Below are 20,120 nucleotides of genomic sequence, written 5' to 3' on the forward strand. Positions count from 1 at the left end.
TTAGCGCAGGCTCTTGCCGAAGGCGAGCGAGTTACGCAGCGTCTGCGACAGGTTGGCATTCAGCGCACGCTCCATGTACTGCACCTCCTGGGCGATGTTGTAGGTGCTGATGGTCTGCGAGTAGGCAGTGGCCAGCACCTGCTTTGCCGCGCGCGAAATTTCCTCCAGCTCGGGCTTCATCTTGCCCAGCTCGGCGGCCTGGGTGGCATCGGCTGCGGCAGAGAACTTCGCCATCGCGCCGCGCAGGTCGGTGACGGCACGCTGGATGTAAACCTCGGCGTATTTGGCGGCGATCAGCTCCTGGTAGCGGCCAATCAGCGCGTCGGCCATCGAGGTGTTGTTGAGGGTTGTCGTCACGGCCAGCATCTTGTAGATGGGCAGATCGGTTGCGTTCAGGAAGCCGATGGTGGCCGCCATGTCGTCGTGAGCTGAACGGTTGGCGATCTTGTCGGAGATTTTTTCCATCTTCTCCCGCACCATCGTCTTGAAGCTCTTGGTGGTCACTTCATCCTCGGTCGGACTCAAGCAGCCGTCCGCGCTGGTGGTGTCGCAACGCCAGATCGGCACCGTGATGGTGTCGGAGGTGGTACGCGCACCCACCAGGGCCTCCACCGTGATTTCCTTGCGCAGCAGCGGGATAGGCAGTTGCGGGGTGTCGCCGGTCGGGAAAATCATGCTGCCGATCATCGACATCAGGATCATGCGTTGCTCGTCGGTGACGCCATCGAGCTTCTTGAGCGCCTTCCAAACCACGTTGCCGGTCGGGAGCTGGTCTTTCGCCTCGGGTCGCGCGCTGGCCGCCGAGTTCACCGTCTGGTTGGCCCGGCTTTCGCTGTTCATCACGTTCGTCCAAGCGTCGGTGATGTTCTCGAAAATGTTGGTGTCCACACCGAAGTTCTTAGCCGCGTTTTGCTTGCCGCGCGTCCAGGTGTCGGGCACGGCCGCATTGACGATCCCCTTGGCCGCCTCGCAGGAATCCATGTTGAGACGATTGGCAGCTTGCGCCGTGGCTTGCAGGGCCTGCATCACGTTGTCGCAGGTCGGGCACAGGTTCTGAATGGCCAGCTTGAAGCCGTAGCCCAGGGCATTCGAGCCAATGTTGCGCAGCATGGCCACGAACTGCTCTTTGTTGATGAACGAGAAGCCGCCCGCGAACAGGTCAATGCCGCCGCACCCAGCGTTCCAGCTCGGCGGCGTCACCGTCGCCAGTTGGTAGGTGCGCTTGGGCATCCGCATGAACAGACTGCCCCCGGTGTAGAGGTTCATCGTCTGGCCTTGCAGCACGGCCGGGTTGCTGACGTTGCCTTGAGCATTCACGGAGTCGAAAAGCTCCTGCATGTTCATGGCGTAGGTAGAGGTGGTGAAAGCAAATGCCGTCACCAGCGCCGTTACTTTTTTCAGTAGCATGGGCAGCTCCTTAGAAGTTATCGCCGGGCTTGGTGCCGGTGAGGACAAAGATTCGATTGACGATTTCGGTTAGGGCCATCATTCCGAAGCCCACGGGCGCACGGTCGCCGGTCTGCTTTGAGCCAATGAACAGTGCCGGCACGCGCTCAATCCCCCAAGCCGCAGCTTGCGCGCGGCCGTCGCGGGGGTTCGGGAACTCGGGCAGGCCCATGCCATCGACTGATACCGGCAGCACCTCGATGCCGTACTTGTCGGAAAGCATCTTCAGCGTCGGGGCCATTGCATGGCAGTACGGGCAGTCGCTACGGAAGAAGAAGATCAGCCCGTGCTCCTTGGCCAACATCTTCAGTTGCTGTTCCTCGTTCTGAATGCGGCCTTCGTCGTAAATCTTGATCGCGGAGTTATTGACCGGCCGCTTTTGCGCGTAGTCGAGGCTCGGGTTTTGCCAGACCACGCGCCGCCAGTTGTCAGCGAAGACAGCCCCCTTGTCCTGCGTCATCTGCCAAAGCTCCAGGTAGTCCTTCATGTTCTGGTCGGTGGGGTTCATCACCGCCACGTCTTCCCGGCGCTTCAGTTCTTGTCGCAGTTGCTCGGCGGTCTTGATGTCCTTCAGCTCGATGCGCTTTGGCTGGTCAGCCTTGCGGCTAGTCTGCTGCCGTGCCGGTGCCGGCGTCGGCTGCACAGGTTGCGGCTTGGCGTCTTCCATGTCGCAGTACCAGTTGGGCTTGTTCGCATCGCACTGCCAAACAGACGGGTAATCCAGTGACTGCGCATTGGCGTACCCGGACAGCAGGGCCAGCAGGAGAAGGCTTCGCTTCATCATTGGCTTACTCCACGGAAATTGGCGGGGTGCCGTCGAGGCAGTAGTTGAGCTGGGTCTTCAGGATCGCGTCGGTGCGGCCTTGTGGGGTATCCACGTCCTTCTTGGTGAACACCATTTCAAGGCGCTTGCAGTCGGCGCGGCTGAAAGACTTGATGACCTTCGCAGTCACCAGCAGCGGCCCGGTCGAGCGGAATTGGCGCGTGAAGTGCTCGGCCACCTCCCCTTCCATGACGCCGCTGGAGCTGCCGTTGCGGATCGCAGCGGCCAGCACGTCGTGTTGCCGGGTATAGACGGTTGGCCCAGCGAGGCTTTCGCGCGCGAAAGTCGAGCAGGCCAGCAGAATGAGGGCGATAGAGAGAGTTTTCATTGGTCGTAGTAGCTCTGAACTTTTTTGTTGACGGTCTGCTGCACCCGGTTGCTCATGGTCGATGCCGGCACATCCTTGGGCACGATGTCCGCGATGAACTCGGACAGATCAATCCGGGAGAAATCGAGGGCCTGGAGCTGCGCCTGGTTGAAGCCGCCGCAGCTATTCATCGGCATCCCGAGTTGGGCGCGGCCTTGGCGGTTGATGATCTTGGCCAGCTTGGAGTTAAAGCAGCAGTGGCGTTCCTTCTTCTCCACGCAGACCTTGAGCACCTTCTTGCTGCAATACGTCTCAATATGGACGCACAGGTTTTGGCCGCGCTTCATGGCCATGACCTGCTCGGCCGAATCGCAGCTCAACCATTCCTGCACCAGCATGATTGCCACGGACAGGGCGAAGCTGTACGGGTCAAAACCGACGAACTGGAAGCCGTTGGCAAAGGTGAACTCAAAAGTGAAGCCATAGAACCCGAATTGCGGATTGAAGACACCATCACCCAAGCCGGAGGCCCAGCTATTCATTGCGCCAAGTCCCTTATCTACAAGGGAGCTGTCGAGCTGGCCATACAGCGAGTCGTACATGTACTTGGAACCCAGCACGATGGATTCGCGGCCCGCTTCGCCTGCCGCCTTCATGCCGGCGCCCAGGAGCGCGTAATTGCTGAAGGCAGCGCCACCACCGGCTGACTTGCAGCAGCTCTTGAGCGTGGTGCCACCCAAGACCTTGATGCTGCATTCCTCCATGTAGCCCTTGAAGATTTCGACCTTGTTCGGGTCGATGCCGTACACGCCGGCCTCGCGGGCGGCCTCCATCATCACGGCCGCTTGGCCAAAGTCCTTGTCGGGTGGCGCGCTGGTATCAAAGCACCCAGCCCCGCCGTTCTGGCAGAAGGCGCTTTGATCGCACACCGTTTTCTCGGTGTAGGTTTCAGGCTTGTCCGGGCAGTTGTATTTCTGCTCGTACATCACGCAGGTGCCGGAATCGTCGCGCTCCACGCATGACGATCCGATCTGAGAGCACCCCTTGTCTCGCAGCGGCTGGCAGTCGTTGACCATGTTCTGGCTGCGGCATTGATAGGTGTCCTGGTATTCCCAGCATTCACGAAAGACGGACAGGCCCGACACGTTGCGGGTCTGGTTGGGCGCGGTGCAAACCGTTCCCGTCTTCTGGCAGTCAGGCGCTGCGAAGGCGCTGAAGCTGGCGACAAAGGCCAATGCGGCAAGAATCTTCTTCATCATCATTGAGCCCTCTGTTCCAGGGGAGCGCACTGGCTGTTGTCCCATTGGTCATAGCAGTTGCGCGGGCACAGTTGGCGCGTCGTGAGCTGGATCGCCCCTTCCCCGCCGCCCGCAACAATCGTCCGCATGAAGATCGTGTTGGAGCCGTTCTTGAGGTAGGGCTTCACGTCGATGTTCAAGCCGAAGTTCCAGCTCGTCGAAAGCTCCGGGCCGCTGAAGCAGGTGGCGCAGTACTGAACCATGCCGGTGCGGTAGTCGCTGGTTGTGCAATTCCAGCCGCCGCCCACGGCCGTGCAGGATTGGTAGGAGACGGCATTACCGCCACCGCCGCCGCCCCACCAACCGCCGCCGCCCGTATCGGAGCACTGCCAGCCACTGCCCCAATCGTCCCAAGTCTGCGTGCATGAGCGCGTGCTGGAGGACTCGAAGACCGGAGGCGGCGAATAGATTTCGAGGCGGTCGCCACCACGCGGGCCGACATAGACGAGGTTGCCGTTCACCTTGACCATCAGCCAGTCGTCAAACGCGGCACGGGTCAGGGCGAAACGGGTAATCAGCCCCACGTCACGGATGTCGAAAGTGAGGTTGCGGTCGTACACCGCACCCCAGCCGCCCCAATAGTTGTCCGCGATGGTGCCGAACTGGAGGATGTAGTTGCCGGCCCCGTCCGGGGTGAAGCTGGTGGCCATGTCGCCGGCCCAGCTATTCGGGACAATGCCGCCCTGGTCGCAGCCGTCGCGTTCTGGATCGCACGCCACCTTGAGCACGCGCTTGCAGGACAGGTTTTCCAGCGTCTGCGTTTCCGTGCAAGTCTCGGTGATGTAGGTCGCCGGGTTTTTCACGCGCTCCACGCGGCATTGCTGCGTCGAAGCGCCGGGGATGCTGCCGGGGTTGTTGATGACGCCTTTGGAGCCGGTCAGGATCGGGTCGGTCTGCTTGTCGATGGTGAACTTCGGCCGCTGCGTCGGGTTCTTGCTCATGAAGTTCACCGCGTCGCATTCCTGCTGCTGGAAGGCATTGGGGGCCTTGTACGTCTCGCACTGAATCTGCTTGTTCGTGCCCGCCCCGCCGATGAGGTTGCGCCCCTCCTGGAAGTTTGCCGTCTCCGGTGCCGTGGTGCTGTAGTACGGCAGCACGTTGGAGCCAGTTGCCCCATTGATCTTGCCCCCCACCACACCTTTGCCCGTGTTGGCGAAGTCCTTGCCGGCATTGAAGGCGTCGGCCGGCGTCGTGATGGTTTGTGCGCTGGCTACGCCCACAGCGGCCAGCATCGCGGCGATGGAAAGGACGCGCTTCATTGGTTCCCCCTGATCTGGCGAAGGTAGCGAGACGCCACGGCTTCAAACTGCGGCGCGCGGCGCACAATCTCGTCCAGGGCGTAGTCCAGCGAAACGTCACCGGCCACTGCCACAAAGTTGTCAGGGAGGGCGCAGCCCTCGTTGTCCACTTGGTCGATGGTTGCGGCCTTGGCCAGCACCATCGTGGGAACAGCCTTGACCTTGTACTTGGTGAAGGCGTTGGGGTTCACCAGGACGTTGCCGCCCTGCTCTCCCAGCTCCTTGATGGCCAGCGCCGTATCCTTCAGCGAGTTGTTCTTGAAACCGCGCAGCACCACAGAAGCCCCCACCCGGTTGGCTTGGCTGACGATCCGCTTGAGTGATTCGGCCGGCATCGTGAAGCTGGCGAAAATCATCAGGTCATCCATCTTGCGGGCCTGGGCCTTTTGCTCGTATTGCTTGGCCAGCGCCTCGATGTCGATCCCGGCGCGCTCCGGCGTCGGCACGTTGGGGAACACGTTGGCGGCGTTCTTGGTCGCGGGGTTGTTTGGATCGAACATCTGCTTGCGCTCACGATCTACGCGGCGCATTTCCCGGTCGATGTCGGCCGAGTTGGGCATAGCGCCCTTCTTGGCCTTCGAGGCGGGGTTGTTCGGGTCAAACATCTGCTTGCGCTCAAGCTCGATGCGTTGGCGTTCTTGGTCGAGCTGGGATGCGGTCGGCGTGCTCTGCGCCACGCTTTCGCGGGCGAAAGCGGCCAGCAGCATCAGCCCGATGACAGTTTTCTTGTTCATCAGAATCCCACTCCCAGGCAGCAGTTTTTCTTGCGGAAAATCATGTAGGCGAAGTCTTCGCCGGCATACGGGTAGCTCTTGCCAGCGCCCCAAATCGCGGTCGTGCGGCCATAGGGTTGGCAGCAGCGCCCGTTGATCTTTTCCGTCTGCGGGATCGGGTAGAGCATCTGGTACTTGTATTGGGTCTTGTCCATCACCGGCTCGGGATAGATGCCGCACAAGCCGTCAGCGCCAGAGGTGCCCCACATCAGGAATTCGCGGTGCAGCTTGGCCGTCATGCGCTGCACCAGCAGCGAACTGGCTTGTACGTGTGAGACGTGGGCCTGCACATGGCCGTTGAAGGGGTAGATCGAACCCTGGCAGCCGGCGCACCAGAAAAGCGCGTTACTGCCAAAGCCAGCCGATGACAACACGCAGTCGCCGGCACACGCGGCTTGGGCAATGGGGTTGCCGAACAGGAAAGTTTCCGGGTTCAGCAGCATGGTCAGCTCGTCGTCGTTCCAAGTCGGATCGACTTCGGTGATGTAGGCCACGTCAAAGGAACCCGTCTCCAGGCACGGGTTATCCAGGATCACCTCCAGCCAATAAAGGATCGGATCGGCGTACCAATGAACCTGATAGTTGGACTGCTTGGTGTTGTCCTGCTGCAAACGGATCTCGCCTTCCGGGGCACGGATACCGGGATCGAGCTTGATGCCTCCCAGCGAGACAAAGCAGTACGGGGTGCGGGTCACATCCACGCGCCGCGCCGGCTCCCAAAAGCCGGTCTTGATGCCGATGCGCAGCGGGTTGGTGCAGGTGCAGAGGAAGCCGTCCGGGTTGCCGGTGTCCTCCTGGCCCATCGTCATGATCGGCGTGCCGCCCAACGTCAGCGGGAACAGGCAGCTCCAGCAAATATCGGTGATGGGGTTGGCAAACTTGCCCTGGCACACGCCGGCCATACTTTCGCGCGCGAAAGTCGCCGCGAGCACCATGAAAGCCATTACAAGCCAGCGTTTCATTGCAGCTCCTTCGCGGGAATCTCATCGAGCACAAGCATCTTTCCCTGCTGACGAATCACAGCCGGCACGGCCGTGATGCCGAACCGTTTGGAAAGGGTGCCCTTCTGGTCGTAGAAAACTTGGGTCTTCCAGGCTTTGGTGAGGTCGAGCCAAGACCCAGCAACGAGAATCGGCTTCACCTTGAGCTGGCCGCCCTTGGCCACCAAGCGCCCCACTGCTTCGCGCTGTTCGGGGTCGCGGCCGTCGAAGAAAACCAGCGTCTTCGTCAGGCTGGTCATGTCCAGCGGGTTGATCTTCGTTCCAGCCGGCACCACGATGCGGCCGTCGTCGGTCGTCACCGGCTTGGTGTAGGTCACGGTGGGGTCGATGAAACGCTGCGCGCGGGCGCGCACGGTGGTGATACCGTCCACCGGCTTCATGTTCTTGATGCTGCCCATCGAGCGGCGGATGGCTTCTTCCTGCAACCGCTTCAGCTCGCCGCTACGCTCCTTTTCGCGCAGCTTCTTCATAATCATGTCGAGGGCGCTTTCCTCCCCAATCGGGTAGGTCGGCCCGATGCTGCCCAAGCTCGCCGCGTTCGCGGCAGGCAGGATCGAGGCGATCAGCAGGGCTGCGATCAGCTTAGAAAATCTCATAAGCCCTCCCGATGACTTCGGCCTGCTTCACGTTGCCGGTCAGCGCATACCGCGAGTCCAGGCTGTTCGGGTTGGGCGTCGAAACGAAATACTCCCCTGCCCCGATAACGCCCTCTTGCGCGGGCTGGAGAGGCACGCCAGCCTTCGAGAAGGGCTTGGCGGTGCCGATGTATTGGTCATTCACCCAAAACGCGCTGCCGGCCCGTTTAACCGTGTCGCCAGCCACACCGGCCACGCGCTTGATGAAGGTGGTGCCAGCGGGATAGGTCGCACCGCCATGCCAGCGGTAGGCGATCAGCTCGCCCTTCTTCACTTCCCCGCCCTTGTGGATCACGTAGAGGGTGCCGGGCAGGCTGTTGGTGAGGTTGAAGGTGTAATCCAGCCAAGGGGTAGTGGCGGCGGCCAGCGCACCCACGGCGAACACACCCGCGCAAACTGTCCAGTAGATGCGCTTCGCCTTCATCACTTCATCCTCGCCCGGACTTGATCCGTGTAGTCGATGGTCACGCCACCCAGCAGCGCCGCCTTGTTGACGATCACGCAGTTGCACTCTTGCCCCAGCGCATCCACGGTCGCGGACAGCTTCTTGGCAAAGTCGATGGTCAGCTTCTGCGCCACGGCGCGCTGCTCGTCGGTCACGTCGCCACCCTTCCCGATCACGTCGAGGGTGCGCTTCTGGTCTTCCTCCACCAGCACCTGCAAATCAACGGTGGCCACACGCGCAGGCATGTTGCGGTTGATGACGTAGGCCACTGGCGCGAGCGCCACCAGCGTGAGCAAGGTGGACAGCACGGCCGGGATCACATAACGCATCCGGTCGGCGGCCGGCACGGCGGCCTCGGCCGGCGCTGGCGTCTCGGGGGTTGGGTTGGTGTTCGGTTCAGTAGTCATCTTTCCTCCGGCGCGGGGACAGTTGTTCTTGAGGGGCGCGGCGGGCCAGCATGATTTCCAGGGCTTCCATCGTGGAATGGCCCTGCTCCAGCAGCGCGTTGCATTCGTTGAAGTCCTGCGCGTTGGTCGAAGCCATCAGCAGGGAGAAGGGATCGGGGATGTGGCGCACCACGGAATCGCCGTTGGGCGAGGAAATGAGCATTTCGCTGAAGCGGCCGCGCTCGGTGCGCAGCGACAGCAGCATCCGCTTCACGGCCGGCGAGAAATTCACCATGCCGTCCTCGATCAGCTTTTCCAGGTTCTTGCGGTCTTGGCGCAGCAGAATCTTCCAGTCGGCGTTGTTGTAGGCCGCCTGGGCCGCATCATTTTTATAGGCGTCTTCGATACCTTGCGTGCCCACACAAAAAATGCCGTTGTACTTCCGGGCGCGGCGGTAGCCTTCCTCGATGAACTCTGCGGTTTCCTTGTCAGCCCCCAGGAGCTGCCATGCCTCATCGACCAGACACAGCTTCTTGCGGTCGCGGGTCAGATACATGTCGTGGGCAATGCGCGAGGTCAGCACGAACAGCACCACGCGGCGCAGCTCGGGAGCGTTCTTCAGTTCCTCCAGCTCCAGCCCCACCATGTCGGCGTCCAAGCTGATGTTGGCGCGGCCGTTGAAGAAGTCCCCATAGACGCCATCCTTGGTGAACGGCGCGAGCTGCTTGGCCAGCTCGTAGGCCACGCGCTCGGTGCTGCCCGACTCGTTCTTGATGTTGCTCAACAGGTAGTCGCGGATGCGGGTCGGGTTGGTGTCCTGCCCGTAGTCTTGCCAGACGGCGGTAATCGCCTCCCCGATCAGCGCGTACTGGAATTCCGTCAGCGGCGCATTGGGGGACGCCATGCGGCCGATCATCGGCTTGAGCATCCGCATTTCCGCCTTGAAATCCAGCTCGTCGTCAGTGCCCACCCAAGTGAATGGATTGATGCACAGCTTCGTGCTCGGCGTGAACTCCAGGAAGGTGCCTTTCTGGAGCCGGATCAGGTTCTGATAGCTGCGGCCCACGTCGATCACCCACACCCGCGCGCCAATACCTCGATAGGCCGAAACGACTTCGTTCATGGTCACGGACTTGCCCGAACCGGACACGCCCGCCACGAACACGTTGTAGTTGCCCTGCTGGTTGCTGTAGAAGTCGAGGAAGGTAGGGGTGCCACGACGGCCAAAGAACATCATCACCGGGTCGCCTGCGCCCTTCCATTCGCCAATCACCGGGGCCATGTCCACCGCGTTCACCGTGGTCTTGGACGTGATGAGGCGTAGCTTCTGCAAGTCGTCGCGCACCGTCTCGGTGAGCGTCATGGGCAGGCTGGAATACAGGGCCGTCAGTTGCAGCAGTTGCAGCGGGCAGATCGTGAAGCGTTCGCTGCGCCACACGTTCAGGGCCACTTGGCTTGCCCGGTTGATGACGCGCTTGGGTGCGAACAGCAGCAGCGTGTGGTACAGCTCGCACATGCTGCCGCCGTTGTTGAGCTGGTGCAGCACGATGTCCCAATCGTTCGCCTGGGCCTGAAGCTCGGGCTGGAACTCGGCCATCTTGGACTTGGCGTTTTGCTTGGTGCGTGCGGCCTTGATCTGAGCCTTGCCGTCCACCACGTTGGGGTCAAGCGTGAAGACGCCACCGCACACCAGGAATGGGCACGGGTATTGAAGGCCGTCATCGAAAAACGAACCGATGATGTTGGCCATCTCCCACAGCTCTTTCTTCTGCGGGTACTGAAGCACGCCGAAGCCACGCACGGCGATGCGCTTGTCTTCGTCGCCCTGCTTCTCGGGCGGCAGGCCAAACAGCAGCTCGTTGGCTTTCACGCGCACATGCTGGCCAAAGGCCGTGACTTGGTTTTTGATGGATTTCCCGTCGTCGTAGCGCAGATCGGGGAACGGCTCCTTGCTGAACATGCTTTCGGGGTTGAGGATCGGCCACAGGAAGCTAATCAGCCCGTCAGCATCGAGGGGGAAGGACGGCAGGCTTGCCGTGCGCAGCGAAGCGCGCACTGTCTCGCGCAGCTCGTACATTTCCTCCACCAGCTTGGCGTCACGGAAGGAACCGGCTTTGGTGATGGAGAACAGCAGGCGGATGTTCTTCACCACGTAGTTGTCATTGGGCCAAAGCGGCTTGCCCTTTGCCTTGTAGATGTACTCCACGCGGCGCTTGGCCAGCTCCTGAAAGAACGGCGTGGTCTTGCCGTTGTCCACCGCGATATGGCGTTGATCCATGTACGCTTGGAACTGGTCATCCAGCACCGGGCTACCGAACAGGCACCACTGAATTCCGTAGTGCGGCGGCACCGGGGTAAAGAGCGTATTGAGGCGGCTCGCCATGTCGTCGTCCGCGCCGGTTTGCGCGATGACTTCAAAGCAGAAGGCCACCGAGTTGTCGTTGTAGAAAAGGCCCGTGTCGGGGTCGTATTGGTCGTACTTGAGGATGCTGTGCAGCCCATAGAGGCTCGTCACCTCGTTGGCGGCCGCCACGGGGGCCGGCTGGCTCCCGACATCCGAGGTGTTGCCCAGCACGGTTTCGTCCCAAAACCGGGCGGCAGCACCCTTTAGCTTGTCCATCATGCTGTCTTGCATTGAATGTTCTCCATGTTGGCCGCCCGGCCAGCGATGCTTATTCGCTGTCCGGGATGACGTTGCCGGGGCGCATGATTCCGTTCAGCAGCTCGGTGGCTTGCTCGTTGCTCATGCGGTCTTGACGGACGCCGATAGACTCCATCCCGTTGTCAGCGGGAGGCGTTGGCTGCTGCCCCAGCACGCCAGGGCTTTGCCGTTGCTGGCCAGCGCCGGCCGTTTGCGGCTGCGCAGCCTGGGCCGTCACATTCGACGGGGCGCGTACCGGCCGGTAGTTGTCCTGGATGCGGCGGCGGTTGTGCTCGATCAGCCAGCGGCCGGAATCGACCGGCAGGTACACGTAGGACTGGTCGTGCAGATCGCCATCGGTGTCTTCCCACGGGGCGAACCAGACGCGAAGCAGGCGCGGTGCGCTGCGGATCGGCGTGCCCGAGTAGATGGGCTTGGTCATCACGTTGCTGCCGGCTTTCGCCTGCGAAAGTTCCACCGGAGCCTCGCCGCGCGCATTCACGCGCTGGCCCGGCAGGTTCTTCGCCTGGGCATTGGCGTAGATGCCGCTCATCGACTCGCACAAGATGCCGTCCGGGGCCTTGCACGCGAATTCGGATTTCGCATCAAAGCCAGACATGCTGCTGCAACCGGATAGGGCCACCACGGCCCCGATGCCAAAGGTCAAGGCCAGTGCCTTCATTTGCTTCCCTCCCATGCGTGCGCGGCACTGCCGCTGAAACCGACACCCTTGCAGCAAGCGCCGCAGTCGCGGCCAGCGAGCGAACCGCAGCCCGTCAGGGCCAAGGCGAGCGCGCCGGCACCAAACATCAAGGCGGTGCGCTTCATTGGGTTGCCTCCTGCGCAGCGGCCGGCGCGCCAGGCTTACCGGCGTTCAGCCACTGGTCGATCTTCTCGGCCGGTGCGGAGCCAGGCAGGACGCGGCCATCGGCGGCAATCAGGGTAGGAGTGCCCACCACGCCCAGCTTGGAACCCAGCACCAAGTTGTCGTTGACGGGGTTGTTGCAGGCCACCAGCTTGGGCTTCTTGCCGGCCAGCATCAGCTCGCTCCAGGCTTTCGCCTTGTTCGGCGCGCACCACACGCTGACGGCCTTGGTCTTGGCTTCCGGGTGCAGCGATTCGAGCGGGTACAGGAACGTGTAAATGGTCACGTTGTCCAGGCGGGCCAGCTCGCCCTCCAACTGCTTGCAGTAGGGGCAATCCGGGTCGCTGAACACGGCCAGGATTCGGCTGCCGTCGCCCTTGACCGTCTTGATCGCTTGGCCAAGTTGCTGTGCCGGGAACTCGGTTTTCTTGCTATCGAGCTTGCGCTGGGCAGTCAGATCGACTTGCTGCTGCATGTCGAACAGGTGCCCGAAAATGAAGTAGCGGCCCGACTCGTCGGTGTAGGCGATGTTCTCGCCCATCACTACCTCATACAGCCCGGAAACTTGCGACTTGCGAATTTCCTTGAAGGTCGTCTTCGGGTACATGGTCTTGAACTTCTCGACCACGGACGCGGGCGCTTCATCTTGGGCAAATGCGGGAACAGCCAGCGCAGCAGCCAGCGCGAGGGTCAACACTCGTTTAATCATCTTCGTATCTCCTGGAGTTGGTGCCGGTGCGCTTCAGGAGGCCCCGGTAATCGTCCTTGGCGAGCGCCTTGCCGGAATAAACAGCGCCCTTGGTGATGAGGATTTCGACGGTACGGCCGCCATCGGTTTCGATGACGGGGTACAGCTTGTCCGCAGCCTTGAGGTAGTACTGAGCGAGCTGCTGGCCCGCGCTGCCTACCCCACCACCGATAGCGGCTTGCCCGATCTTGTCCGGGTCGATGGTTTGCGTGATGCCGCCGCCGCCTGTGCTGGTGATGGTTGCGGAGGACTGGAAGGCTTTGCCGATACCACTGAGCGCGCCGGCAAACAGGGCATTGGCGAGCAACTGGCCCTGCTTGGTGACGAGACGGCCCCGAACCCCAGCCTTGCCGTCTTCCCCAATCACTTGGCCCTTGATCGCCATTTCAACGGCCTCGCCGTTGATAACGCAGGCCAGGGTTTCGGTGCGGCCCATCATCCGCTCTGAGGACAGATCGCCCCAGGTGGCGGCCACGATGCGGCAATCCTTGATGTCCAGCTTGTGCTTGTTGGCCAGATTGGCGACATCGAGCACATGGAAAGCCACCGGCAGCGGGTTCGATTGGGCTTGCCCGCCTGTCGGCGCATCCACGCCGTTGAGCATGGCCACGCGCACAAAGGAGCCAGCCGGCAGAAACTCGATGGTCTGCTTCTTGCCGTCTGCCCCGCCCGAGGTGGTGCCGTACTTCTTGGCCTTCTCGTCGGTTGGGAAGCCCAGCACCTCGGTGATGCCACCAGCGCCGCCAACGGCTGCGCCCGCTGCGCCCTTGCCCTCGGCATTGTTGAAGGTGATGATTTCCACTTCCCGCCGCGCCGGCACATCCACCTGATTGAGCGGCTGGTTTAGGGTGGTGGCCCCGCCCTTGCCGTTCGGTGACTGGAGAACACGCTGGCCCGGCCCGGTGCCGTTGCCAATGGGCAAAGGCTTGTCCAGAACCGAAGCATCTGGCTTCGCAGCCGTTGCGCTGCCAGCCGAACCGGCTGCGGCCTTGTTGGCCTTCAGTTCCTCCAGCGCCTGCGCGAGCTTCTTGTTCTGTTCCTCCTGGGCCTTGAGCTGGGTCTTAACTTCCCCGATCAAGGCTTCGTTGGACTTCTCCTTGGCCGCTTGCTGCGCACGCCACGCATCCTTGTCATCTACGGTGCCCGGTGCGGTGATGCTGACGGTCTTGGGCTTTTCGCGGTGCTGTGCTGGGCCACTGTCGAACAGGAACATGCCAGCCCCGGCCAGACCGAGAATGCCGGTCACTGCCCCGCCGATGAGCATCATCTGGCGTTTCTTTGTTTGTGCGTTCGGCTCACTCATTGTCTTTGCGCTCCCGAACGATGTAGATGTCCGTCCCGTCGCCCTGCATCAGCGTGTGGTGCTCTACGGCAATGGCGCGCACGCCACGGCGGTAAAGCTCCTGCTCGACCAGCAGCATTTCGGAGGGGGAAACGTTGGTCAGGCGGTATTTCTCGCCCACCACTTCGCCATCCATGTACTTGGCCACCAAGATCAAGCGCCCCTCTTTCCACAAAGGCACTTCCTTGTTCACCTGGATGGTTTCAACGCTGTCCTTCAGCTCGTCGTCGGCCATCACCAGCATCAAGTCCTTGATGCGGCGCTGGTAGGAGACGGTGCGGCCATCAGCGGCTGCGCGGCTCGAAGGCGTAGCCTTCTCGCTCGGCGGCCGGATGATGATTTCCTCGCCGGCCACCGGACGCGGAACGAGGATCAGCTTGTAGGTAACGCCCTTCTCGTCGGACACGAAAACCGTGACCGTGCCCTGGTTGGGCGACTCGCTGGCCAGCGTGAAGTAGTAAGCCCCCAGGGCCTCGTCCTTCTGGCCTGCCAGCACGCCCTTCACGCTGGGCACCACATTGGCAATGCGGCGCCCGTCGATTGCGAGACGATTGGTTTCGTTGACCGAGATATTGACTTGAACGTGGCCCCGGTCAGCGTTCTCAACGACTTGCGTTGCGCCTGCTTCAGTTGCCAGCAGGCTTGTTAGCAGAAGGATCGCGCTTAACGATTTCTTCGATCTTGGAAACATAGAGACGCCCCGAGGTAGTGATGGTGAATTCAACGAGATAGTCCTTCTCGCGTTCGGAAGTGAGCTTGTCGGCAATAAAGGTCTTGAGTTTTCCGCTGACCTTCACGCGCTTGTCCTGCTCGCTGACTTCCTCTTTGCGAGGAACCCAAATAGTGGTGACTCGCTCCTGTTTGAGCCGCATTGCGGCCGCATCAAGCGCGGTCTTCAACCCGGCGTAGCCGTCCGGGTCGGCCATCTTGAGAATCACCTTGTTGTTGTAATCAACCGTCTCCGGCGTGACGGTCAACACCGTGCCCAGGACATAACCGGCCATATCCAGCAGGTAGTCCTTATTGGCGTAGTTCGATCCAATCTCGTAGGGCCGCTTAACTTCAGGCGGCACGATCTTGGTTGTGTCGCGCACGACGACGAAGCCCAGCAGCAGCACCCCGAAAAACAGAGTGCCCAGCAGGCCCGCGTTCATCGCGCGGTGGAAGCGGACTTGCGATTGCAACTTGTCCCGCTCATTGATTGCTTTATCTGGTGCCATAGCGCGTGTAGCCCCTATCCATTGAGTTCTCGAATGTGGCTACCCGGCAGCTCTTTCGGCTCGGGAAACCCGGTGAACCAGTACAGGAGGTGGGTGGCCATGCCCGGATGCTTCCCAGCCTTCAGCTTCCCGTAGAAAAAGGCCGCTCCAATACCGAGGAACAGCCCAATCACCGGGAAGCCTGAGCCAATGCCAACCAACACGCCCATGAGGCCGATCATGGCAACGTCCATTTCCCAAAAGAGGAATTTGGCTCCGTCGTCCAATCGGCGCGGGATGTAGTGAGAGAGATCCGTTTTTTCGGACATGGCCACCTCCTGCGCTTAGATGACGGCCGTGAAACTGGCGTTGACGATGCCGACGATCACGCCGATACCCATCGACAGCACCACCGCGCCGAAGAACCAGCTCCAGTCCTTCTTGACGGCGGCGACGACGGAACCCACGCCGATGGCGATCAGGGCGGCCAGCTTGCCCAGGTTGCCCTTCACCCAGCCGTCCCACTTGGTTACGGCGGCGTCGAACTCCGTGCCGTCACTGGCGTATGCGCCGGAAGCCAGCATCATCAGACCCAGGATCAGGCCGGCGAGCATCAGGGCCTTGAACCACTGGCCCGCTTCCTTGCGAACATCGACTGCTTGAATTGCTGCGTTCATCTTCAATAACTCCTACGTAGAAAGTTGGTTGGAACCCCTGCATTTCCCCGTGTGGGGCCTTGCGCCAGGGGGATGCGCAAAGACGGAAAGCCCATCACTTCGGTTTGCTGACAGGCTTGCATTCGTACTGAATCGCGGGCTTCTTCCGCTTCTTCTTCAGTGGCTTTTTCTTGGCCGGGACTTTCGCGTGCGAAAGTTCTTCGGGCGGCTGGATGGATTGAGGCGCAGGCATGACCGGCTCTTGGACAGCAGGCGGCGGTGGAGGCGGCACGTACAGATGCTTGATGGAGCGTTCCGGGCAGTCTTCCCCGTCGCAGAACACAAACTTGGTGTCGCGGGGCACGCCGAACTGCACCACGTCGGAGAGACGATCCAGGGGGTTGGGCTGGTTCAGTGACTGCGCATTGGCAGCAGTGACGCCAGCAGCAGCCAGCGCAAAGACGATAGAAATGCGAAACGGTTTGGCTGGCAACGCCATATCAATCCCCTTGGAAACTGGCCACTTGGGCCGGTGAAGTTGAAATTTGGTGGGCTTGCTGTCTGCGGTAGCCCTCGTAGAACCGCTGCACGTCGCGGACGTACTCAACCTGGGCGCTCACATTGGTCGATGCCGGGCCGGCGTAGTAGCAGCCCACGGACTTCCAGGTAGCGCCGAAACGCTGGATGCAGTCGGCCAGAACCCAGGCCCCCACCTTCTGCGAGGTGCAAGCGTCGAACAGGTGTTCACGGCGGATGCCGAAGCGCGCGAGGTTCGGCAGGTGGATCGTGTTGATCTGCATGAGGCCCAGCGCGCGGTTGCCGTCTTTCAGCTTCGGGCCGACTGCACCCGTCCAGCCGCGCGATTCCTTCCAGGCAATCGCCTTCAACAGCAAGGGGTCGATCCCGTAGCCGCGCCCAGCCTCATCCCAGCACGTTGCAGAAGCAGCGAGCGGCAGCATCAGCGATGCCGCCGCGATCAGTGCGCGTGCAGAGAAGTACATAGAGGCGTTTCCCATTGCGATATTGTAGCAGTCAACTTGCTTTCACGATGAAAGCACGATAACAGAAAAAACCTAGAGCGACAAGGCATCTAGCCTAGGTTTGTCATCGTGGGAGGTGGCGTTGAGGCACCCATCCGACAGCCCCGCTTTACCCGCCGAATCCAGCTTGCCAAAGGCATGAAATGCCCACGACAAGGGGCCAAATGATACCATGCAGGAGAAAAATAACTTCCTGTCAGCGGAAGCAATAGGTTAGTTCGCACGTATAATGCCGTCCCCCGAACGGTGCGGATCATGGCTAGATCAGCCGGGCGCGGTATATCGAATGCGGCTTTTCTGTCAAAATTCGGTTATTGCCTCGCCGGCGAGGGTGTTGCACCCACCGCCGATCTGCATGGCCGCTATCCGCCAAGCACGGCAGCGCCTGCCTGCATGGCCAACGAACTTCGGGATCAATACGATCCCAAACCAATAGGTGACGTTTTGGGAATAAAAGTATTTCTTGCGGACGATCACCGGCTGCTGGTAGCCGGTTTCCGCGATGTATTGAAGGACTACGGGATCGACGTAGTAGAGGTGGCCTACAGCCTGGATGGGCTGATCGACCGCTTCTTAGAGGTCAAGCCGGATGTCCTGGTGATCGACGTGCGCTTTGACAGCAAAGGCTGTGGTGAGAACGGGCTGGACGTGTGCGAGGAACTACTGGCCCGCGACCCCTCGGCCAAAATCATTGTCTTTAGCCAGTTTGACGACCAATACATCATCGAGCGTTCCTACAAGCTCGGCGTGCTGGCCTTTGTGCGCAAGGATGAAAGTACGGAAGTGCTCAACGAGGCGATCAACACGGTAGCCCAGGGCAAGGAATACTTTTCCCCCGAGATTGCCCGCCTACTCGCATGGTCGGCCGTCAAGGATCGGAACCCGAACCGGCTCCTGGATGAGAACGAAATGCGGGCCTTCAGCCTTGCAGCCGATGGCGCATCCATGACCGAAATTGCCACCGCGATGGACTTGTCCACCAAGACCATTGGCCACTTGATGAAGGGCGTAAAAGCCAAGCTAGGCGTTGAAAGCCAAGCTGACATCACCAAGCTGGCGATCCGTCACGGCATTACGACAACTGCCCTGAAAACGAAAAGCTGAGTTTCGTTCCCGGCCGCTTCTGGTTGGCAGGATCGGCCGCCTGTATTTTCAGCGCACCACCAAGCACCCGCACCCGCTCGCGCATGTCGATCAGTCCAATGCCGGCGTGCTCTCCATTGCGAGCCGTGGCTTTCATCCCCACCCCGTCATCGGTGATTTCCACCTTGTAGGTGTCTAGCGCCTTGTTGTGGTGGATGCTGACGCGCACCTGGGCAGCTTTGGAGTGCTTGATGGCATTGAAAATCGCTTCCCGGATGATCTTGTAGGCGCTGATAGCCGATGCCTCTGGCATCGCAGGCCGCTTTGGTAGATCGTGCTCCAGCGTGATGGCCGGCTTTTCGGAAATGTTCGTGTAGTGGGCCACCAGCGACTCCAAGGCCGCAGTGAAGCCGATGGAGTCGATCACCTCGATTCGCGTGTTCTTGATGATGTCGCGCATTTCGGCATAGGCATCATTCAGCATTCCCGAGGCATTACCCAGCAGCTCGGCGGCCCGCCCATTCCCAGCCACCAGCGGCTCAAGCTGCTTCAGTACGTTGCGCGTGAGCAGGAGCTGGGGATTCACCTCGTCGTGCAGACGGCGTGCAAGGGTGCGCCGTTCCTCGTCAATGCGCCGGTTCGATTCAGCCAGGACACGGCGGGTTTCTTCGTGAGAAACGTCCACGCGCTCCATCCCATAGCGGACGGTGATGTAGAGCACGTAGAGAAAAAACACAAGCATCAGGCCAGCGGCGATGTGCGAAATCATGTTGGCCCGGTTCATGAGCGGCAGCGCCAGGATCATCAGCGCCGCCCATACCCACAGGAAATACTTGGCCGCCTGGTTGCCGCGCAGAGCCAGCACCATACTGACCAAAAAGACGGTCAGCAGAAAAGCGCAGCTCGTATAGAAGATGACTTCCACTTGAATGGCCTTGCTCCAATCTCCAGGCGGCACGGTCTAAATCACCGCATCTTGTTCAGTGCGTCTTGGCCAGACTCACCCACTTGGATGCCCAGCTCAACCGCTTTGTTCGAGGTGGCTACCACCTTGGCCTTGCGCATGTCGTCAAAGGTATTCACCCCGGTGACGATGGCGCAAACCTCGCCGGTCTTGTTGCAGGTTTCCACATTGATATAACCGCAACCGAGAATCCCCTTGGGGGCCTTCATTACCAGTAGCGGCCGCGCCAGATCGAATTGCAGCAGCTCCAGGTGCTCTTGAATGGCTCCAGCGTCCATAGTCATTTCCTTTACAGAGAGGGTTGAGAAAATCAGTTCTTACGCTTGCTGTTCTGGATCATTTCGTTAATGGCGTCATTGGCGATGGTAGCCTTGAAGGTATCAACAAAATGCTCGATATATTCCGGGTGTTTCTTGTCCATTTTCGATATGTCGATATTGATGCAGATGAATCCGATCAAGCCGTACACATCGTGAAAAATCGGGATCGTGGTGGACTTCACCGCGCGTCCGTCTTTCAGGGTGAGGTCGTAGCTCACAAACGAAGCACCACGCCCCTGGCCCTGCCCTTCGCCATAGCTGTAGTTCTTGATGAGCTGGATACCGAAGTTGGTATTCGTGTCGCCCAGCCTGCGGCCGGAAATGGGGTTCTGCACAGCCACAATCGAGCGCAGCGGGTTGCGCGTGTCGTGCAAGACGATCTCTACCGGCGTGCCCGCGAACGTCTGGCCAATGCCGTTCACGATGTCCGCATAGGACTGGAAGATGCGATCCTTCTCCCGATCCACCTCCGACAGCGCCACATAGTCGGGCTGCTGGGTCAGCATGAGGTACTTGGCCTTGGTCGGCCCGTCCAGCAACAGGGTGACGTTGTTGGAGTTGCCCAGGTAGATCAAATCCGCCACGGCGCGCGGCGAGGGATGCTGAGAGAGGTAGTTGACCGCCTTCACGAACAATTCCCGATCCAGGTATAGCGCCCCGGTGTCATCGGCGCGGATCGGGTAGAAGTCGTCGTAGGCGGCCAGTGCTTTACCGGGCAGAACCCTAAGATCAGGGGAAGGCGGGGCACGAAAGCCCAGCACATAAATGCTGATGGCTGCGATCAGTACGCCCGGCACAAAAACCGAAGCCAGACGTTTCCAGTTGATCGTTGAAATAATAGACACGCGCG

At 60.7% G+C, this 20,120-nt stretch carries 25 protein-coding genes; 1 reads left to right on the forward strand and 24 read right to left on the reverse strand.

Annotated features, from left to right (window positions below):
• The 21 genes from GPA27_RS28895 to GPA27_RS28995 form a co-directional block, all read right to left on the reverse strand.
• The gene (locus GPA27_RS28895) at positions 1–1,407 is read right to left on the reverse strand and encodes a conjugal transfer protein TraH (protein ID WP_009242099.1); all 1,407 of its coding nucleotides are present in this window, start codon (positions 1,405–1,407) and stop codon (positions 1–3) included.
• Between the two features lie 10 nt (positions 1,408–1,417).
• Positions 1,418–2,230 (reverse strand): conjugal transfer protein TraF, encoded by an 813-nt coding sequence (locus GPA27_RS28900; RefSeq protein WP_009242098.1) that lies wholly within the window; start codon positions 2,228–2,230, stop codon positions 1,418–1,420.
• Positions 2,231–2,234: 4 nt separating this feature from the next.
• A complete protein-coding gene (locus tag GPA27_RS28905; protein WP_009242097.1) occupies positions 2,235–2,597 on the reverse strand; it encodes a hypothetical protein in 363 nt (120 codons plus the stop codon).
• On the reverse strand, positions 2,594–3,838 hold the full coding sequence (locus tag GPA27_RS28910; protein WP_009242096.1) for a conjugal transfer protein TraN: 1,245 nt from the start codon (positions 3,836–3,838) through the stop codon (positions 2,594–2,596). The genes GPA27_RS28905 and GPA27_RS28910 overlap by 4 nt, the downstream gene beginning before the upstream one ends.
• On the reverse strand, positions 3,835–5,133 hold the full coding sequence (locus tag GPA27_RS28915; RefSeq protein ID WP_009242095.1) for a hypothetical protein: 1,299 nt from the start codon (positions 5,131–5,133) through the stop codon (positions 3,835–3,837). Before GPA27_RS28915 ends, GPA27_RS28910 begins: the two co-directional genes overlap by 4 nt.
• On the reverse strand, positions 5,130–5,906 hold the full coding sequence (trbC, locus tag GPA27_RS28920; protein ID WP_009242094.1) for a type-F conjugative transfer system pilin assembly protein TrbC: 777 nt from the start codon (positions 5,904–5,906) through the stop codon (positions 5,130–5,132). The genes GPA27_RS28915 and trbC overlap by 4 nt, the downstream gene beginning before the upstream one ends.
• Complete coding sequence (gene traU, locus GPA27_RS28925) at positions 5,906–6,907, reverse strand: conjugal transfer pilus assembly protein TraU (RefSeq protein WP_009242093.1); 1,002 nt, start codon at positions 6,905–6,907, stop codon at positions 5,906–5,908. The genes trbC and traU overlap by 1 nt, the downstream gene beginning before the upstream one ends.
• Positions 6,904–7,542 (reverse strand): type-F conjugative transfer system protein TraW, encoded by a 639-nt coding sequence (gene traW / locus GPA27_RS28930; protein ID WP_009242092.1) that lies wholly within the window; start codon positions 7,540–7,542, stop codon positions 6,904–6,906. Before traW ends, traU begins: the two co-directional genes overlap by 4 nt.
• Positions 7,529–8,005: a S26 family signal peptidase gene (locus GPA27_RS28935; RefSeq protein WP_009242091.1), complete on the reverse strand. Its 477-nt coding sequence runs from the start codon at positions 8,003–8,005 to the stop codon at positions 7,529–7,531. The genes traW and GPA27_RS28935 overlap by 14 nt, the downstream gene beginning before the upstream one ends.
• Positions 8,005–8,433 (reverse strand): hypothetical protein, encoded by a 429-nt coding sequence (locus GPA27_RS28940; RefSeq protein ID WP_009242090.1) that lies wholly within the window; start codon positions 8,431–8,433, stop codon positions 8,005–8,007. Before GPA27_RS28940 ends, GPA27_RS28935 begins: the two co-directional genes overlap by 1 nt.
• Positions 8,423–11,047 (reverse strand): type IV secretion system protein TraC, encoded by a 2,625-nt coding sequence (traC, locus tag GPA27_RS28945; RefSeq protein ID WP_009242089.1) that lies wholly within the window; start codon positions 11,045–11,047, stop codon positions 8,423–8,425. Before traC ends, GPA27_RS28940 begins: the two co-directional genes overlap by 11 nt.
• 37 nt (positions 11,048–11,084) lie before the next feature.
• Complete coding sequence (locus GPA27_RS28950; protein ID WP_256223011.1) at positions 11,085–11,672, reverse strand: TraV family lipoprotein; 588 nt, start codon at positions 11,670–11,672, stop codon at positions 11,085–11,087.
• A gap of 59 nt (positions 11,673–11,731) precedes the next feature.
• Complete coding sequence (locus GPA27_RS28955; protein WP_009242087.1) at positions 11,732–11,881, reverse strand: hypothetical protein; 150 nt, start codon at positions 11,879–11,881, stop codon at positions 11,732–11,734.
• The gene (locus GPA27_RS28960; RefSeq protein ID WP_009242086.1) at positions 11,878–12,627 is read right to left on the reverse strand and encodes a DsbC family protein; all 750 of its coding nucleotides are present in this window, start codon (positions 12,625–12,627) and stop codon (positions 11,878–11,880) included. The genes GPA27_RS28955 and GPA27_RS28960 overlap by 4 nt, the downstream gene beginning before the upstream one ends.
• Positions 12,620–13,969: a TraB/TrbI/VirB10 family type IV secretion system protein gene (locus GPA27_RS28965; protein WP_009242085.1), complete on the reverse strand. Its 1,350-nt coding sequence runs from the start codon at positions 13,967–13,969 to the stop codon at positions 12,620–12,622. Before GPA27_RS28965 ends, GPA27_RS28960 begins: the two co-directional genes overlap by 8 nt.
• Positions 13,962–14,699 carry a type-F conjugative transfer system secretin TraK gene (locus GPA27_RS28970; protein WP_009277744.1) on the reverse strand — a complete coding sequence of 246 codons (738 nt, stop codon included), beginning with the start codon at positions 14,697–14,699 and terminating at the stop codon, positions 13,962–13,964. Before GPA27_RS28970 ends, GPA27_RS28965 begins: the two co-directional genes overlap by 8 nt.
• Complete coding sequence (locus tag GPA27_RS28975) at positions 14,635–15,228, reverse strand: type IV conjugative transfer system protein TraE (protein WP_009242083.1); 594 nt, start codon at positions 15,226–15,228, stop codon at positions 14,635–14,637. The genes GPA27_RS28970 and GPA27_RS28975 overlap by 65 nt, the downstream gene beginning before the upstream one ends.
• Positions 15,229–15,242: 14 nt before the next feature.
• Positions 15,243–15,536, reverse strand: a complete 294-nt coding sequence (gene traL, locus GPA27_RS28980; protein WP_009242082.1) for a type IV conjugative transfer system protein TraL — start codon at positions 15,534–15,536, stop codon at positions 15,243–15,245.
• A gap of 15 nt (positions 15,537–15,551) precedes the next feature.
• Entirely contained in the window at positions 15,552–15,884 is a 333-nt protein-coding gene (locus GPA27_RS28985) for a TrbC/VirB2 family protein (RefSeq protein ID WP_009242081.1), read from the reverse strand.
• Positions 15,885–15,978: 94 nt separating this feature from the next.
• Complete coding sequence (locus GPA27_RS28990; protein ID WP_009242080.1) at positions 15,979–16,362, reverse strand: hypothetical protein; 384 nt, start codon at positions 16,360–16,362, stop codon at positions 15,979–15,981.
• Position 16,363: 1 nt separating this feature from the next.
• On the reverse strand, positions 16,364–16,864 hold the full coding sequence (locus GPA27_RS28995) for a lytic transglycosylase domain-containing protein (protein WP_009242079.1): 501 nt from the start codon (positions 16,862–16,864) through the stop codon (positions 16,364–16,366).
• A 294-nt stretch (positions 16,865–17,158) separates the two neighbouring features.
• Between GPA27_RS28995 and GPA27_RS29000 the strand changes: the two genes are divergently transcribed.
• Entirely contained in the window at positions 17,159–18,007 is an 849-nt protein-coding gene (locus GPA27_RS29000; protein WP_231403503.1) for a response regulator transcription factor, read from the forward strand.
• Here the strand turns inward: GPA27_RS29000 and GPA27_RS29005 are convergent.
• From GPA27_RS29005 to GPA27_RS29015, 3 genes are read right to left on the reverse strand one after another with little or no spacing between them, the layout of a single operon-like run.
• A complete protein-coding gene (locus GPA27_RS29005) occupies positions 17,976–18,911 on the reverse strand; it encodes a sensor histidine kinase (RefSeq protein ID WP_232295875.1) in 936 nt (311 codons plus the stop codon). The two genes, GPA27_RS29000 and GPA27_RS29005, sit on opposite strands and share 32 nt — an antisense overlap.
• A gap of 41 nt (positions 18,912–18,952) precedes the next feature.
• Positions 18,953–19,228, reverse strand: coding sequence for a YunC family protein (locus tag GPA27_RS29010; RefSeq protein WP_009242076.1), 276 nt, complete (start codon positions 19,226–19,228; stop codon positions 18,953–18,955).
• 32 nt (positions 19,229–19,260) lie between these two features.
• On the reverse strand, positions 19,261–20,115 hold the full coding sequence (locus GPA27_RS29015; protein WP_009242075.1) for a PAS domain-containing protein: 855 nt from the start codon (positions 20,113–20,115) through the stop codon (positions 19,261–19,263).
• Between the last annotated feature and the right edge of the window lie 5 nt (positions 20,116–20,120).

It is taken from the genome of Aromatoleum toluolicum (assembly GCF_012911005.2).
Taxonomy (GTDB): Bacteria; Pseudomonadota; Gammaproteobacteria; order Burkholderiales; family Rhodocyclaceae; genus Aromatoleum; species Aromatoleum toluolicum.